Genomic DNA, 16783 nt, shown 5'->3' on the forward strand with positions numbered 1-16783 from the left:
TAAACACATCATCCTTGGCTATTCGGTCAGAAAATATAAACACATAAAAACCAAAATCAACGCATAACATCTATAAACAAAAGATATAAGAGATTCGATAAAATTCAGAAAATTAGCTGACCATTTGGTTATATTTGTAATTATATAGATTCAATTTTGAGACTTGATTGATCCATATCACAGCTTCAAAGTGTTGATTAGTTCGGGATTTAGCCAAAAAAAATAACGAATTTACAAATTTCACTTACCATTCGGTCAGTTTTTTAATGTACACTCGTGAAACTTATGCATAAAACGCCTTTATTGATTTCACAAATATGTATTATTTGCGAACGGCGTCAAACGAACTAAAACTATTGCTGCGCGAGTCTTACTCGCATTACAGCAACTTGAGGTAAAGACGTGATTACTTTTTTCTTAAATGGTCAGGAAGTTAGCGAACATAACATCCAGCCTGATATGACCGTTCTTCGCTATCTGAGAACACGCCAATCCTTAACTGGCACTAAAGAGGGCTGCGGCTCTGGTGACTGTGGGGCATGTTCAGTACTAGCGGGTGAAATGCACAATGGTGAATGGCATTACCGTGCGATCAACTCATGCATCACTTTCCTCGCACAGATTGACGGAAAAAGCCTTATTACTGTTGAAGCATTAGCTAATGGTTCAGAGCTTCACCCTGCGCAGCAAGCAATGGTAGATAAGCATGGATCACAATGCGGCTTCTGTACTCCTGGCATCATCATGTCTTTAACCGCTTTATTTGAAAACACACCTTCAGATAAGACTTTTACACTTCACGAAATTTACGACGCACTTTCTGGCAACCTTTGCCGCTGCACTGGCTACAAGCCAATTATTGACGCAGCGAAGTCAATGAAATCATACCCAGGCAAAGTGAAAGCAGAAATTTGGACACCTTCTAGCACATCACCTTCAAACAAAGGTGAAACCTCCAATGAAGAAGGTCAATCTTGGAGTGCTCGCACCGAATCAGAGCTTAAAGAGATTCTTGCGCACCATCCTGATGCACGAATCGTTGCCGGTGCAACCGATCTAGCACTTGAAGTGACGCAAATGAATCGTCGCATTAATAAGCTTGTTGCAATCAATCAAATCGATAGCTTGAAAACAATTAGTGAAGACGCTAACTACATCACCATCGGTGGTGCAGCATCTCTGACTGATTGCGAAAAAGTATTAGAAGCGCACTTCCCTGAGTTCGCTCAGCTACTAGAGCGTTTCGCAGCACGCCAAGTTCGTAACAACGGAACCATGGGCGGCAACATCGCAAACGCATCACCAATCGGTGACGCGCCACCAGTATTAATTGCATTAAATGCAGATATCGAAATCGCGGGTGCAAATGGCAATCGCTGGATTCCTTTAGACACTTTCTACTTGGACTACAAGAAAACACTTCTTCAGACTGGCGAATACATCCGCGCGATCCGTATTCCACGCCGCGAAGCGTGTGAGCACTTGAAAGTGTACAAAATCTCTAAGCGTATCGAAGACGATATTTCAGCAGTGCTTCTTGCGATCAAAGTAAAAGTACAAGGTGGCCAAATTACGGCTGTACGCACAGGCTTTGGTGGCATGGCTGCCATCCCTAAAGCGGGTGCAGCAATTGAAGCAGCATTGATCAACCAACCAATGACGGTTGAAACCTTCCGCAAAGCAGGAGAAAAAGCCTCTGAAGACTTCCAGCCATTCAGCGATGTACGTGCAACGGCAGGTTACCGTATTCAGGTAACACAAGGTCTTCTTGAGAAAGCAGCATTAGAGATTCTTAACCCAGAAAGCGTTAGCCGTGTAGAGCAAATCTTTACCACCACACTTTCTGCGAAAGATGTAGTAAACACGTACGACCCGCAGGAGAATAACAATGCGTAAGTTGATTGATGTAGAAGATAACAAACGCATGCGTCCTGCAAAGGGTAAAACTGGCGAAAGTATGAAGCACGAAAGTGCGGCGAAACAAGTTGCCGGTACTGCCGTATATGTTGACGATATGCCAGAACTGCCAAACACGCTGCACGTAGCGGTCGGTGGTAGCCAATACGCACACGCGTTTATCAAATCAATGGATTTAAGCGCTGTTGAAAAAGCACCCGGTGTTGTAAAAGTTATTACAGTGAAAGATGTTCCGGGTCATACAGACATTGGCCCAGTTTTCCCGGGCGATCCAGTATTAGTTGAAAGCGAGTGTGAATACATCGGCCAACCTATTTTTGCGATTGCGGCTGAAACACACGAACAAGCGAAAGCGGCTGTTGGTTTGGCTCAGATTCAATACAAAGAACTTGAGCCAACACTTACTGTTGATAAAGCAATGAAGGATCAGTTCTTCGTTCGCCCTACGCACTCACACCAACGTGGTGATGCAGACAAAGCACTTTCTGATTCAGAGCATGTTATTTCTGCCGACTTCTACGTAAAAGGCCAAGAGCACTTCTACTTAGAAGGTCAGATCTCAACAGTTGTACCGACAGAAGACGGCGGTATGGATGTCTTTACATCTAGCCAGCACCCGACTGAAGTACAAAAGCTCGTTGCAGAAGTGCTTGATATCAGCATCAACAAAGTAAACGTTGAAGTACGCCGCATGGGTGGTGGCTTCGGTGGTAAAGAAACCCAAGCAGCACCACTTGCATGTATCGCATCATTGCTAGCGCACCACACTAAGCGTCCGGTGAAATACCGTATGTCTCGTGGCGATGACATGATCATGACGGGTAAGCGTCACGCTTTCCAAAACGATTATAAAGTTGGTTTCAACGAACAAGGCCTTATTCAAGGTGCCGTTATTAATGTGGCAGGCCAATGTGGTAACTCGCCTGATTTGTCAGACGCGATCGTTGACCGAGCGATGTTCCACAGCGACAACGCCTACTACTTAAACAATGCAACCATTACTGGTTACCGTTGTAAAACACACACTGTATCTGCGACCGCTTACCGTGGTTTCGGTGGCCCACAGGGTGTGATCACGGCTGAGCTAATGATGGACGACATTGCGCGTCACCTTGGCGAAGACCCGCTTACCATTCGTAAGCGCAACCTTTACGGCGTGAAGCACGATTCAATGCGCTTGGAAGATGGCAGCATCGACCCACGTAACGAAACACACTACGGCCAAACGGTTGAGCAAGAAGTACTTCCAGAATTGATCTCTCAGCTTGAAGAAAGCTCTGAGTACTGGAAGCGCCGCGAAGAGATCAAGCAATTCAACGCAAACTCTGCGTTCTTGAAAAAAGGCTTGGCGCTGACTCCTGTTAAATTCGGTATTTCGTTTACTGTTCAGTTCCTTAACCAAGCCGGTGCATTGGTTCACGTCTACACAGACGGTTCGATCCAAGTAAACCACGGCGGGACGGAAATGGGCCAAGGCTTGTACGTGAAAGTTGCACAAGTTGTTGCCAACGAATTCCAAGTCGACCTAGACACTATTCAGGTCACAGCAACACGTACTGACAAAGTCTCTAACACGTCTCCAACGGCTGCATCTTCAGGTTCTGACTTGAACGGCATGGCAGCACGCGACGCTTGTTTGCGCATCAAAGCCGGCATGATCAAGTACGCAGCTGAACTTCACGGTACAAGCGAAGACAAGATTCGCTTTGAAAGCAACCACGTTGTTGCAGTAAAAGCAGACGGAGAAGAAGTGTGGACACCATTTGCGGAATTCACGCAAAACGCTTACATGGCGCGTGTACCACTGTTCTCAAGCGGTCACTACCAAACGCCTAAGATCCACTACGATCGCAACACAGGTAAAGGTCGTCCGTTCTACTACTTCGCAAACGGCGCATCTGTGTCAGAAGTGATTGTGGACACCCTAACCGGCGAATACAAAGTCACACGCGTAGATATCCTACAAGACGTTGGTGCGTCACTTAACCCTGCGATCGACATCGGTCAGATCGAAGGTGCTTACATTCAAGGCATGGGTTGGTTGACCACGGAAGATCTCGTATGGAGCGACAACGGCCGCCTACTTTCAAACGGCCCAGCGACCTACAAGATTCCAGCAGTTGGCGATACACCAATCGACTTCCGCGTGAAGCTTATGGAACAACTTCCAAACAAAGAAGAGACTATCTACCGCTCGAAAGCTGTGGGTGAGCCTCCGTTCATGTTGGGTATTTCAGCGTGGTCAGCACTACGCGATGCCGTTTCAAGCATGGCGGAATACAAGTTCAGCCCGCCAATGAACGCACCAGCAACGCCTGAGTGTGTATTGAATGCGGTGAACGAAACTCGCAAGCACATAGCGAACTCCTAATACGACATTAGGACAAAGGAACTTTAGGTAACTCATATGCGCTCACAAACATGGTTCGATGCAGCAAAGCGATGTCAGGATTCTGGCAGCGCTTATGCTTTGGTGACTATTCTTGGCTGCACGGGCTCTACGCCACGTGATAACAGCAGCAAGATGGTGATTACAGCTGACAGTACCTACGACACCATTGGTGGTGGCCACTTAGAATTTGTGGTGACCAACAAAGCGCGTGAACTGTTAACAGCCAATGAAGACAGTCAACAAATTCACCACTTTCCGCTTGGTGCTTCTTTAGGCCAGTGCTGCGGTGGTAGCGCAACAGTGCTCATTGAGACCTTTGGCGCATGCCGTTTTCATATTGGTTTATTTGGCGCAGGTCATGTCGCAAAAGAGTTGATTAAAATTCTTGGCGCCCTGCCTTGTCGTGTTTCTTGGATTGACCCTCGTCCAGAGCTATTTCCAGAAACCATGCCTGCCAATGTCACCAAAATTGTCAGCGAAGAACCTCAATATGAAATCGCGAGCTTGCCAGCAGGCTCCGACATTCTGATTTTGACGCATAACCACGCTTTAGATTTCGAACTAAGTATGGCAGCGCTTGATCACGGCCAATTGCGCCATATTGGTTTGATTGGTTCAGATACAAAAGCTGAGCGTTTTGTAAAACGCCTAGCGCATCGCGGTTATAGCGAAAAGCAAATCGCGACCATTAAATCCCCTGTTGGACTTGCAGAAGTACCGGGCAAGTTGCCAATGGAAGTCGCAGTTTCGATTGCGGGTGAGCTGATCGCCATCCAAAACAGCGACAAACAAACTGAAGTAAGACGCGGCCTCGCATGGAAAGACATCAAGCAAGAGCTTGGTGGTGAGGTAGATAACCAAGAACAAGGTTATCGCTTGAAGCTTGATTCTCTGCCTACTGAGAACAATGCGCCAAGTGCAGACGAATCAACTTCAACAAACATTGACTAGCACCTATTTATAGAGAGAAACAACGAACATGCTTCCACATACGCAAATGAACCGTTTCGAATTACGTTACACCGACCTTGCTTCGCGTCGTCTTGGCGGTCAAACGCTATCTTGCAGTAACGACTTTTTCGCAGAAATGGAAAACCTGCTTAAGCCAGGCCGTGGCGTATTTATCGACGACAAATTTACAGATCGTGGTAAGTGGATGGACGGCTGGGAATCTCGCCGTCGTCGTTTCCTTCCTGATGGATCATCAGACGATGGCTTGATGTACGACTGGTGTATCATCAAGCTAGGTGCACAAGGCGTGATCAAAGCGATCAACGCTGACACAAACCACTTTTTAGGTAACGCGCCACAACACGTTTCTCTTGAAGCTGCAATCATCGTTGGCGAGCCTACCGACAGCACTGAATGGGTTGAAATCATCCCAAAAACTGCGGTTGAGCCAGGTAGCGAAAACCTTATCGAAGTAGCTGACCAATCTTCAGAGCAAGTTTGGACACACGTTCGCTTCAACATGTATCCAGACGGTGGTGTTGCACGTTTGCGTGTATACGGTGACGTCGTTGTTGATCCTGCACACTTCCTACCAAACGAGCCAGTAGACCTTGCATACATCAAAAATGGCGCACGCCCTCTTGTATGTTCAGACATGTTCTTCAGCCACATGCAAAACCTTGTGATGCCAGAGCGTGGCGTAAACATGGGTGACGGTTGGGAAACTAAGCGTCGTCGTACTGTTGGCGATGAGACTGTTGATCGCAACAATGACTGGTTGGTTCTTCAGCTTGCGACAAAAGGCAGCATCAACAAGATCTTGGTAGACACTTGCCACTTTAAAGGCAACTACCCTAACGGTTTCTCACTAGAAGGCGCTGTACTGACTGCAGAACAATCTGCTGACGTTGACATGCTTGAGCAAGATGCACATCAAGACGCATTGACGGCTGGTCGTAAAGAAGCGAGCCAAATCGAGTGGACTGAAATCATGCCGCGCACAGTGCTTCACGCAGACCGTGAGCACACCTTCACTGCAGAAGTTCAAAACACTGAAACAAACTTCACGCACATTCGCATCAAAATGTACCCAGATGGTGGCATCAGTCGCTTACGTCTCTGGGGCTACCCAGAAGCGAAGTAAGGGACTGATACGAACATGGCAGATTTAACTTACACAATCGACGCACTAAACGCGTTGAACGCAGAAGACGCAACTTTCGCATTCACAAACTGCTGCACCAGCTCACGCTGGGTAGCAGGCATGGTTGAAGCACGTCCTTTCGCATCGATCGAAGCGTGTCATCAAGCGGCGAAAGACGTTTGGGCAAACATGGGCGAAGCAGACTTTTTGGAAGCCTTCGAAGGCCACCCAAAAATTGGTGACGTGACTAGTCTTCGTGAAAAGTACGCGCACACCAAGAAGCTTGCTTCAGGTGAACAGTCTTCAGTAAACGAAGCAGATGACGCGACGATTGAAGCGCTTGCGCAAGGTAACACCGACTACGAAGAAAAGTTTGGCTTTATCTTCATCGTCTGTGCAACCGGTAAAAGCGCCGCTGAAATGAACGAACTTCTTCAGCAACGTCTACCGAACGACCGTGAGACTGAGCTTCAGAATGCAGCGGGTCAGCAAGCACTAATCACCGCAATTCGTATTGATAAGTTGCTTCCAAGCGCATAGTTCGAAAGTTAGACAGATATGTTCTCGCCTGCGCGGGAACGACGAAGGAATTAAGCACTGTCCTGAGATAGTTTCGGTGCTGCGATAGAAAGCATTAAACAAGTTGAAAGAAGCACTGTCACCCAAGGTTACGGTGCTGAAATAGGAGCGCCATAGGCAAGGCAAAACTGCGCGCAGAAAGGGAGCGTACACGCAAGTACGTGACAGAGCGAGTACAGTTTTAACAAAGCATATGGTGCCTTCTATAAAGCAAACGAGAATTTACGAAAGTAGGAAAACTTACCATGGCAAGTCCTATTACAACGCATGTACTAGATACTAACCTAGGCGGCCCAGCAGCAGACATCGCAGTTGAGCTTTTCAAGCAAGTAGACGGCGAGTGGACAAAGATCGCCTCTGGAGTGACTAACAGCGATGGCCGCATCACTGATTGGCTCGAAGGCCAAGACCGTGAAAAAGGCATCTACCGCATCGTTTTCGATACGGATAGCTACTTCGAGAAGCAAGGCAAAACCTGTTTCTACCCAAGCGTAAACTTTGACTTCCGTATCGAGAAGCCTGAAGAGCACTACCACGTGCCACTTCTAGTTTCTGCTTACGGCATCTCTACGTACCGAGGCAGCTAAGCGCATGGCGACTTACAAACTCACACCTAAGCCACTTACAGCTGAGGCATTTGCGCCTTTCGGTGAAGTGGTTCAGTGCGATGGCAACAAGCCAATCATGATCAATGATGGCAACACAGAGCGTTTTCATAACTTGGTTACGACTGAAGTTGAGAACCCTGCTGATGACAAAGTGATCATTAATATTTTCCGTGCACAACCACGTGCGCTGCCAATGCCAATCAAGATGATGGAGCGCCACCCATTTGGATCTCAATCATTTCAGCCACTTTCTGGCGAAGACTACTTGGTATTGGTAGGCGATCCGGTTGAAGACTTGAAGCCGGAAAATTTACACCTGTTCTTAGCAACCAAAGACCAAGGTGTGAACTACAGAAAGAACACTTGGCATCACCCTGTGCTTGGCCTATACAAAGTCTGTGATTTTCTTGTTGTAGACCGTTCTGGTGATGGCCACAACTGTGAAGAAATCTACCTTGACGACGACGTAAAAATCGAAATTTCACTATAGCTGTAAAGATTAAACTATGAGTATCAAACTTTATCGCGCATCTATTCTCCATTTCTTGTCAGACCCTGATGTCGACGGCGAGAAAGCTTATGAGTACTTTGAAGATGGCGCACTCGTAATTCAAGACGGTAAAGTGCTAGAAACTGGCGAAGCTTCAGCACTTACTGGCAAATACGACAATGCGGATGTCGTTGATTATTCTGGCAAACTTATCATTCCAGGTATGATCGACACACACATTCACTTCCCTCAGGTTGAAGTGATCGCATCGTATGGCGAACAGCTATTAGACTGGTTGAATAACTACACCTTCCCTGCTGAACGTCAATTTGAAGACAAAAAATATGCGTCTAAAATCGCTAACTTCTTCTTAGACGAGCTATTGAAGTGCGGTACTACAACAGCGCTTGTATTCGGTACGGTGCACAAGCAAAGTGTTGAAGCTTTCTTTGAAGCATCAGAGCAACGCAATACGCGTATGATCTGCGGTAAGGTAATGATGGATCGCAACGCGCCAGAGTTCCTCACCGACACACCAGAAAGCTCTTACCAAGACAGCAAAGAGTTGATCGAAGCATGGCACGAGAAAGGCCGTCAGCTTTACGCGATCACACCGCGTTTTGCGATCACCTCTACGCATGAGCAATTGGAAAAAGCTGGCCAGTTAATGGCAGAGCACCCAACCACGTTCATGCAAACACACATCAGTGAAAACAAAGACGAAGTCGCTTTCGTTCGTGAGCTTTTCCCTGAAACCAAAGACTATTTAGACGTTTACGACCAGTACGGTTTGCTAGGCCCTCGCTCAGTGTTTGCTCATGGTATTCACCTTGAGCCTCGCGAGCACGAACGTCTTCGCGAAACAGGCGCAAGCGTGAGCTTCTGCCCCACTTCTAACCTATTCCTAGGTAGTGGCTTGCTAGATGTAGAAAAGCTTGAAAAAGAGAAAGTGAGCTACTCCGTTGCAACAGATGTTGGTGGTGGCACAAGCTTCTCTATGCTTCAAACTTTGAACGAAGCTTACAAAATCTGTCAGCTACAAGGTCAAAAATTAAGCCCACTTAAGAGCTTGTACTTGGCGACCTTAGGCAACGCAAAATCACTTCAACTAGACGACAAGATTGGTTCATTCCAGGCAGATCGCGAAGCTGACTTTGCGGTACTTGATTACGATTCAACACCATTGATGAGTTTGAAGCAGTCGAAGTGTAAAACACTCTTCGAGAAGCTGTTCGCAATGATCATTTTGGGCGACGACCGCTCAGTTAAAGCAACTTATGTCGCGGGCGAACTTGCCCACGAGAAACAATAAGGGATATTTACAATGGAAGCTTATTTCCTAGAGTGGTTAAACCTATTCTTCCGATGGTTCCATGTCATCGCGGGTGTCGCGTGGATTGGCGCGTCGTTCTATTTCGTATGGCTTGATAACAGCCTTGAAAATCCGCCGCAGTGGAAAAAAGACAAAGGCATCGGTGGTGACCTTTGGGCAATCCACGGTGGTGGTTTCTATGAAGTTGCCAAGTACAAGCTTGGGCCAGAAGCGATGCCTAGGAACCTTCACTGGTTCAAGTGGGAAGCCTATACAACATGGTTAACCGGTATGGTGATGCTATGGATTGTATACTACGTTGGTGCAGAGAGCTTCTTAATCGACAACAGCAAGCTTGAACTTAGCCAGTGGGAAGCAATTGGCCTTGGTATGAGCTTCATCGCTATCGGTTTTGCAGTTTACGAGATTCTTGTTAAAACGCCTCTTCGTTATAAAGACGGTGCGTTTGGTCTTGTACTATTTGCCTTCCTAGCTTTCTCGGCTTGGGTTGCAGACCAACTATTCTCAGATCGTGGTGCATACATCCACGTAGGTGCGCTGATCGGTTCTATCATGGCGGGTAACGTATTCTTCGGCATCATGCCTTCACAGCGTGCGCTTGTTGAAGCGGTACAACGTGGTGAAGCGCCTGATCCTAAGTACGGTGCATTTGCGAAGTTGCGTTCCACGCACAACAACTACTTAACGCTACCGTTGATCTTCATCATGATCAGCAACCACTACCCAATGACTTACTCGCACGAGTACGGCTGGGCAGTATTGGCAGCAATAATCTTTATCACTGGTTTCGCACGTCACTTCTTTAACTTGCGTCACCGTGGCGAGTTCAAGCCTGTGATCCTAGTGATTGCAGCGGTCATGCTTGTAGCACTTGCTGGCGTTATGGCGCACACACAAAAAGTGGTTGCTCCATCAGAGAACGCAACTGTGATCAGCGACGAGCAAGCAATGAATATCATGGCGGCACGTTGTGCAACCTGCCACGCAGCGCAACCAACACAACCAGGTTTTGAAGCAGCGGGCGCACCAGCAGGCGTTGAGCTAGAAAGCATCGACACGGTTGTTGCAATGAAACAGAAACTTATTGAAGTTACCCAAACGGGTTACATGCCCCTTGGCAACATGACTCAGATGACTGACGAAGAACGTCAGCAAATCATCGATTGGATGGCTTCTAAATAGCATTTGCTATTAACGACTCCTTATTAAGCACAACTCCTGAGCTTGATAATTTTTAGGGGCCTTTGGCCCCTTTTTTTGTTTTTGTGGCTTTGCCACAGGATGCGATTTCAGGTTTCGACCTAAAGGTCGAGTTAAGGGCTATGCGTTGGCTCGCGGCATGACAGATTTATTTCCATTTATCCTGCCGGCGGCGGCCGACCGCGCCCAAAGACCTTTGCATCGCCAAAGGTCTTTGGAATCTAAAGGCGACCCAAACTCTCAGGGTCTTCGGCTACGCTTAAACTCTTGTTCAAATCGGCGCTGCGGAACTCGCTACGCTCAAATAGTCCTCGCTTAATCCGATTTGAACTAGCGAGTTTTCGCCCTTCGAGATGGGGAAAGAGGCTACTCCGATAAAGCTAGGAGTATTCGTAAAGCTTAATCGAAGCCTACACTACCCTTTCTGACTAGGTGAGTCGCGAAAGGAAATTGGTGTAATCACCAACTTTATCGAAGCAAAATTGCCTTCTCGAAGGATGAGTAACTGCAAGTTAAAAATGGATACAGCGAAGACTGTCCGAAATCCGCGAAGCGGATAAGTTCCGCAGCGCCATTTTTAACCAAGTTACGAATGAACCCGAAGGGCCGAAGAGCAGGTACGCACTTCTTTGGTTCTTTCTTGTGCGAGCAAGAAAGAACATAAAAACAAGATAAGTAGTACTAAATTAAACCAGCCTGTAAGGCTGAAAGATACCGGATCACGTCCGGCATGACACCAACAGAAAACGGGTATCGAATGCAAATTGAAACTTGGCTCCTCTACTTCACCGCGATCATCATCGTCATCGCGATACCGGGCCCTTTATCGTTATTAATGGTAAACAGCACGCTTAAACAAGGCATTCGTGCTTCTACACCAGTGCTCTTCGGTGGCAGCTTGGCCTCAAGCGTATTGCTAATTATTTCAGCATCAGGCCTAGGTGCGATCGTTGTCAGCTCAGAGTTATTGTTCAATATCATCCGTTACGCCGGTGCAGCCTATTTGCTGTACTTAGGAATTCAACTGATTCAACCTTCCAGCGAAATAAGCGAGCCAACAACAGAAACAAATCAAGCATCCCATCAAACTTCTCATCAAATAAGTCATCCGGATAAAAAAATGCCACTGTTTCATCAAGCATTTTTAATGGGGATTAGTAATCCGAAAGACATCTTGTTTTTTATCGCCCTACTGCCTCAGTTTGTTGATCCTCAAAAAAGCTTGCTCGTTCAACTTACCGTGATCGTCGGATCGTGGTTTATAGCTGATTGCTTATGCAAATTAAGCTATGGCCTAGCGGCGAAATCTGTATCGGGGTTATTCACGAATCCTAAAAACCAGCGCCGATTAGATTTCGTCTCTGCGACCCTATTTATTGGGGTAGCGATTGGTGCAATGCTTTAATCAGAACAAAAACCAATAAGCTCCCTATATACCCCAAGAACCCCTGTTCGAAGCCGAATGCTGTTACATCACAAAATTATCAAATAATCCTGAAGACCCAGTTGTGTCTATTACTCAGGCTCGCGTTTAGGCAGGCGTTGCTACCACATGGCATCGTTTGAAAGATACAACTGAGCGCTATGTAATTGTTTCAGGAACTGGTTTGGTCGAGATTGGTGACAACCGACCAAGAGAAGTCAGCCAAGGTCATACTGCCAGCATCCCCCCTATGGATCGACAACGCATCACAAACATTGGCGAAGAAGACTTAATCTTTATGGCAATCTGCACACCTCGCTTTATTACTGAAAACTATGAATCCGCTTAATATTAGGAAGCCCCGATAGATTGCGCTATTCTCCCAACCCTATCGCCCAATCGAAGATTTAAGTAATCATGTCACTGCTGCCCTGTCCTAGTTGCAACTCTGAATATGTCTATCAAGACCGAGACCTACTCATTTGCCCAGAGTGTGGATACGAGTGGAACCCTGCCGAGCAAGCCGAAGAAGACATGCTAAAAGTGAAAGACGCTAATGGAACGCTATTAGCCGAAGGCGACAAAGTGACTTTGGTTAAAGATCTAAAAGTGAAAGGCAGCTCTCAAATATTAAAAGTAGGAACCAAGGCCCTCATTTGGCGTATCAAAGATGGAAAAGACCATCAGTTAGACTGCCGTGTAGATGGCGCCGGTGAAATGATGGTGACCGCACAATATGTAAAAAAAGCCTAACGAGCTCAGGCGCTTATAACGCATCTGATCAAAAAATAAGCTTTTTCTATTATTTACCAATGCGGGCTTTAATTTCGCTCAAGCAAGACTATTATTTTCGCGTTTAAAAGACCTCGAAAGAAGGACGATTATGTTTGCTAGCCCTACCGTTACGTGGCCCTCAAAACTCACGTTCATTTTTGCAGCAACAGGTTTTGCCGTCGGTTTAGGTAATATTTAGAAATTCCCTTACATGACTGGGGAATACGGCGGTGGCGCGTTCGTACTGATCTATCTCGCGTTTATTTTATTGTTGGGTCTGCCGATCATGATGGCAGAGATCGCTATAGGCCGAAGTGCTAAAGCAAACCCGATTGATGCAGTCGAGCATCATGCAGCACATAATGGTTTATCGAAAAACTGGTTCTTACTACCGGCAATGGGCTTATGCGCAGGCATTATGATCTTGATGTTCTACAGCGTGGTCGCTGGTTGGCCCTTAGATTACATCATTGCTTCGCTGAGCCGCAGCTACATGAATGCACCTGCAGAGGCTATCAGCGGTCACTTTGGCGAACTCACCTCTAACTTTGGCTTACAGCTTATATACCTCACTATCTTTATTGTTTTAACAGGTTTGTTGGTTGTCGGTGGCGCAAAGTCAATTGGTAAAGCGGTTGAAGTGATGATGCCTGCCCTGTTTATTATCCTTCTAATCTTGCTTGGTTACGCCTTATTCGCCGGTGATGTCGCGCGTGGTATGAAGTTCATGTGGAAGGTAGATTTTTCTAAAATCACCATGGACGTTGTACTAGCCGCGATGGGTCAAGCTTTCTTCACGCTATCTCTCGGTATGGGTAGCATCATGGCGTATGGAGCGTACATGGGCACAGACGTCAACATCGGCAAGACCGCATTAACAATCGGTTTAGTCGACACACTAGTGGCGCTTATTGCTGGCATGATGATTTTCCCACTTGTGTTCGCGCATGGTCTAGAGCCAAGCGCAGGTCCAGGCCTTGTATTCGTGACACTACCCAATGCATTTAGCCAAATGTTTGGTGGTCAGTTCATCGGGCTTATGTTCTTCGTATTGCTAACTCTCGCAGCACTAAGTTCTTCAATTTCATTGATCGAACCTTCTGCAGCATGGTTTGAGCGCAAAGGCGTGAAGCGTGTTGTTTCTGTGACAGGTCTATGTGCGATTGCGTGGATTGGTGCGGCCGCTTCTGCAGCTTCTGCAGCTTCTGGCGACGTATTCAACTTCTTAGATGTCGCAACAGCAAACTATATGCTGCCTCTTGGTGGACTACTTGTCGCAGTATTGATCGGTTGGAGAATGCATAGAAACGAAATCGAAGAAGTACTCGCATTGAAATTAACATTTTGGTTCAAATCATGGTTCCTAGCAATTCGCTTCATAGCGCCAGTTTGCATTGCCCTTGTTATGCTAAATGGTTTGGGGCTGCTGTAAGTTGGTCATTTTTTAGTTTTGAGAAATTGAAGGCGCATATTCAAAATCATACAATCACACGCATTCGCACGCGACGATATCGCATCGTAAATACTTCTCATTTGCTAGTTTATCGAACTAAAAAGAAACTATGGAATTATTGACGATTCAAAATACTAACTCGATTGATAGGCTAAGTATCCTGACTACACCAAAAATTAATGGTTCACGTTTACTTTGTTTAATAAGCTAAAAGCAGATCACGTTTACTAGAGAGGCCTGCATGTCAGCTAACAAACATTTACATTATTAATAGGGTCCCCGAGAACCTCAGACATTTTTATTAAAGTTTTTACGTTTTGTTTCTGTAGACACTGCATTCAAATAAGTCTTCACTAGTTCCAAACGCTTTGGCCCTAGGCCTTTTATATTTTTCAGCTCATCCTCACTTAGTTGGCGCAAGTCATTCAAAGTTTCAATACCGTGTTTAAGCAAGCAGAGTTTAATGCGCTTATCTAAAAGCGTATCTTGAATTAAATCCCCCAAATCATCGGAGGAACTATCACCTTTTGAGGTTTCCTGTTTTGTCGACGTTCTTACATTGGATCCAACAGCACTCGTATTTGCTATTAACTCTCCCGAGCCTGCACCACACGCGATAATAGTCCTCATTGCATCACTCACGGAAATCTCAGGATAAAGCGTTACCTGTTCCTGCTTAACATGATAAATATTTCCCGAAGTAGGGTTCGGACCGGTCGGCATAAAGATAGTATATCGTCCATCATCATGCTTACTTGTGACAAGTGCCGTCACTTCGGTAGTGCAGTCTCCAAAAAGCTTGACCAATGCAACCTCTCCTTTAGCAAATGGGGATTTACTGACATCACCAAAAAACTGGCCTACGATATCTTTCATGATACGATAACCTGGAGCGTAGCGAGCTAAATGGGTATCAAATTTCGTATGGAACCATGAACCGCCAGCTGTTGTCACCAGCCACCCAGTTACAAAGCACAAACCAGCCATGCCTGTTAAGACTAGAATATCTGCAAAAATTTCTGGCATACCTACTACATTGATGATTAGATTCGCGAGCGGCTTAATAAGATCCGTTACTAATTGGAACAACCATCTAAAGCCCATCACCAAAAGAGCAACTGGTAATAGAATAACCACCCCACCAAGAAGTGTTTTCTTCGCGAAATCTTTTCTATCTATTTGAGTCATTGATTGATATCTCTAAACAAAGTCCGTCAATTAAAAGTCTGATAAGTATTAGTCACTTCGAAATCCTTAGGGACATCCGTACAATACTGATGATTTACGACAAAAATATGGTCTCTTTCTAATATCCATAACACATAGTCAAATTACACGTGAAGTATAATCACCCCGCTTTCCTAGGACCTTTCCAAAAATAACGGAGATAATCACGCATCATAACTTTTCCTACACATGGGAGATCATTCTTACTCTCAAATCAGCTTAACTAATTAGCTAGTCTACTACAGATATCGGTTGTTTCTTTCCTATCGCCACGAGGATCACTATTAACAATGCAAATATTACAGTTTCAAGCTTAAGAATTTCATCAAGAAGTAAAGCAGATGCAATAATGGTGACAAAGGGCTGTAATAATTGTGTTTGACTAACTCTCACAACTCCTCCAATGGCTAATCCTCTGTTCCAAAAGAAAAAACCAATTAACTGGCTAACTAGTGCAAGATAAAGAAAGCCCAGCCAAATATTTATTGGTACCGAGCTCCATTCTGGCGGGAAATGATAAAGTGCAAATATAGAAATGAACGGTGTAGATATGACAAGTGCCCAGCATATAACTCTCCAGCCACCGATTTCTTTCGACAATAACCCTCCGACAGAATAGCCAATAGCTGCACTCAATACGGCGAAAAATAGCGCAATATCACCCCAATGAAGAGCATTAGCGCCATTAAGTACTGAATAAATAACGACTAGCATGCTTCCTAAAACACTTGTAACCCAAAATCCAAATGATGGTTTTTCATTGGATATCACGACTCCAACAATAGCAGTTGCTAAAGGTAGTATTGCTAGTACAACCCCTCCATGTGACGCAGGAACAGTTTGCATTGCAACGGATGAAAGAACAGGAAAACCGACGACTACGCCCAGTGCAACAATAATTAATTTGTATAGCTGTTCTTTTGAAGGGACAGATTGCCTCGTTATGATGAGTAATAATGCCGCAAAAATACCAGCCACGGTAGCTCTACCGAGGCCTATGAACATCGGAGAAAAATACTCTATTACGTAGCGCGTGACAGGCAATGTCAAACCAAATGAGAGAATACCAATCAGACCGTATAACATCCCTTTTGAATCATTATTCATATTTCTCGCTTAGATTTGGTGATAACGGCAGAAGTGAAATAAAATGCACGACAGGGCATGAGAAACCGAATGCAGTACCCATTGAAAATCTCTATTTTCCTATTTGCTGTCGCAATGCAATGGATTGCAATTAAAATAATCTCCGAATATAACAGTCAGCAAATATATTGAATAAATTACGATTT

At 45.6% G+C, this 16783-nt stretch carries 14 protein-coding genes and 1 pseudogene; 13 read left to right on the plus strand and 2 right to left on the minus strand.

Annotated elements, in window-relative coordinates; translation table 11 throughout:
• Positions 1-402: 402 nt before the first annotated feature.
• From xdhA to A3738_RS24310, 13 genes and pseudogenes are all read left to right on the plus strand, one after another.
• Positions 403-1896, plus strand: coding sequence for a xanthine dehydrogenase small subunit (gene xdhA, locus A3738_RS24250; RefSeq protein ID WP_068478185.1), 1494 nt, complete (start codon positions 403-405; stop codon positions 1894-1896).
• Positions 1889-4288 (plus strand): xanthine dehydrogenase molybdopterin binding subunit, encoded by a 2400-nt coding sequence (gene xdhB, locus A3738_RS24255; RefSeq protein ID WP_068478180.1) that lies wholly within the window; start codon positions 1889-1891, stop codon positions 4286-4288. Before xdhA ends, xdhB begins: the two co-directional genes overlap by 8 nt.
• A gap of 36 nt (positions 4289-4324) precedes the next feature.
• Positions 4325-5260, plus strand: coding sequence for a xanthine dehydrogenase accessory protein XdhC (gene xdhC, locus A3738_RS24260; protein WP_068478178.1), 936 nt, complete (start codon positions 4325-4327; stop codon positions 5258-5260).
• Between the two features lie 28 nt (positions 5261-5288).
• Complete coding sequence (gene alc / locus A3738_RS24265) at positions 5289-6404, plus strand: allantoicase (protein ID WP_068478176.1); 1116 nt, start codon at positions 5289-5291, stop codon at positions 6402-6404.
• Between the two features lie 15 nt (positions 6405-6419).
• Complete coding sequence (gene uraD, locus A3738_RS24270) at positions 6420-6944, plus strand: 2-oxo-4-hydroxy-4-carboxy-5-ureidoimidazoline decarboxylase (protein ID WP_068478174.1); 525 nt, start codon at positions 6420-6422, stop codon at positions 6942-6944.
• 284 nt (positions 6945-7228) lie between these two features.
• Positions 7229-7570 carry a hydroxyisourate hydrolase gene (gene uraH / locus A3738_RS24275; RefSeq protein ID WP_068478173.1) on the plus strand — a complete coding sequence of 114 codons (342 nt, stop codon included), beginning with the start codon at positions 7229-7231 and terminating at the stop codon, positions 7568-7570.
• Positions 7571-7574: 4 nt separating this feature from the next.
• On the plus strand, positions 7575-8081 hold the full coding sequence (locus A3738_RS24280; protein WP_068478172.1) for an ureidoglycolate lyase: 507 nt from the start codon (positions 7575-7577) through the stop codon (positions 8079-8081).
• A 16-nt stretch (positions 8082-8097) separates the two neighbouring features.
• Complete coding sequence (gene guaD, locus A3738_RS24285; RefSeq protein WP_068478171.1) at positions 8098-9393, plus strand: guanine deaminase; 1296 nt, start codon at positions 8098-8100, stop codon at positions 9391-9393.
• Between the two features lie 12 nt (positions 9394-9405).
• Entirely contained in the window at positions 9406-10596 is a 1191-nt protein-coding gene (locus tag A3738_RS24290) for a urate hydroxylase PuuD (RefSeq protein ID WP_068478170.1), read from the plus strand.
• A 748-nt stretch (positions 10597-11344) separates the two neighbouring features.
• A complete protein-coding gene (locus A3738_RS24295; protein WP_082878194.1) occupies positions 11345-12019 on the plus strand; it encodes a LysE family translocator in 675 nt (224 codons plus the stop codon).
• Positions 12020-12170: 151 nt separating this feature from the next.
• Positions 12171-12386, plus strand: a pseudogene (locus tag A3738_RS31485) (cupin domain-containing protein); the annotation flags it as partial.
• Positions 12387-12454: 68 nt separating this feature from the next.
• Positions 12455-12790 (plus strand): zinc ribbon domain-containing protein YjdM, encoded by a 336-nt coding sequence (locus tag A3738_RS24305; RefSeq protein WP_068478166.1) that lies wholly within the window; start codon positions 12455-12457, stop codon positions 12788-12790.
• A 232-nt stretch (positions 12791-13022) separates the two neighbouring features.
• On the plus strand, positions 13023-14243 hold the full coding sequence (locus tag A3738_RS24310) for a sodium-dependent transporter (RefSeq protein ID WP_082878193.1): 1221 nt from the start codon (positions 13023-13025) through the stop codon (positions 14241-14243).
• Positions 14244-14552: 309 nt separating this feature from the next.
• Here the strand turns inward: A3738_RS24310 and A3738_RS24315 are convergent, their stop codons facing one another.
• On the minus strand, positions 14553-15452 hold the full coding sequence (locus tag A3738_RS24315; protein ID WP_068478165.1) for a DUF502 domain-containing protein: 900 nt from the start codon (positions 15450-15452) through the stop codon (positions 14553-14555).
• 270 nt (positions 15453-15722) lie between these two features.
• Positions 15723-16598: a DMT family transporter gene (locus A3738_RS24320; protein ID WP_068478164.1), complete on the minus strand. Its 876-nt coding sequence runs from the start codon at positions 16596-16598 to the stop codon at positions 15723-15725.
• Between the last annotated feature and the right edge of the window lie 185 nt (positions 16599-16783).

This window comes from Oleiphilus sp. HI0066 (assembly GCF_001635725.1).

Coding starts and splice junctions, on each gene's coding strand:
- alc (WP_068478176.1), top strand. CDS start 5,289: ATGCTTCCACATACGCAAATGAACCGTTTCGAATTACGTTACACCGAC.
- uraH (WP_068478173.1), top strand. CDS start 7,229: ATGGCAAGTCCTATTACAACGCATGTACTAGATACTAACCTAGGCGGC.
- xdhC (WP_068478178.1), top strand. CDS start 4,325: ATGCGCTCACAAACATGGTTCGATGCAGCAAAGCGATGTCAGGATTCT.
- A3738_RS24295 (WP_082878194.1), top strand. CDS start 11,345: ATGACACCAACAGAAAACGGGTATCGAATGCAAATTGAAACTTGGCTC.
- A3738_RS24280 (WP_068478172.1), top strand. CDS start 7,575: ATGGCGACTTACAAACTCACACCTAAGCCACTTACAGCTGAGGCATTT.
- A3738_RS24310 (WP_082878193.1), top strand. CDS start 13,023: ATGACTGGGGAATACGGCGGTGGCGCGTTCGTACTGATCTATCTCGCG.
- A3738_RS24305 (WP_068478166.1), top strand. CDS start 12,455: ATGTCACTGCTGCCCTGTCCTAGTTGCAACTCTGAATATGTCTATCAA.
- A3738_RS24290 (WP_068478170.1), top strand. CDS start 9,406: ATGGAAGCTTATTTCCTAGAGTGGTTAAACCTATTCTTCCGATGGTTC.
- A3738_RS24315 (WP_068478165.1), bottom strand. CDS start 15,452: ATGACTCAAATAGATAGAAAAGATTTCGCGAAGAAAACACTTCTTGGT.
- A3738_RS24320 (WP_068478164.1), bottom strand. CDS start 16,598: ATGAATAATGATTCAAAAGGGATGTTATACGGTCTGATTGGTATTCTC.
- guaD (WP_068478171.1), top strand. CDS start 8,098: ATGAGTATCAAACTTTATCGCGCATCTATTCTCCATTTCTTGTCAGAC.
- uraD (WP_068478174.1), top strand. CDS start 6,420: ATGGCAGATTTAACTTACACAATCGACGCACTAAACGCGTTGAACGCA.
- xdhB (WP_068478180.1), top strand. CDS start 1,889: ATGCGTAAGTTGATTGATGTAGAAGATAACAAACGCATGCGTCCTGCA.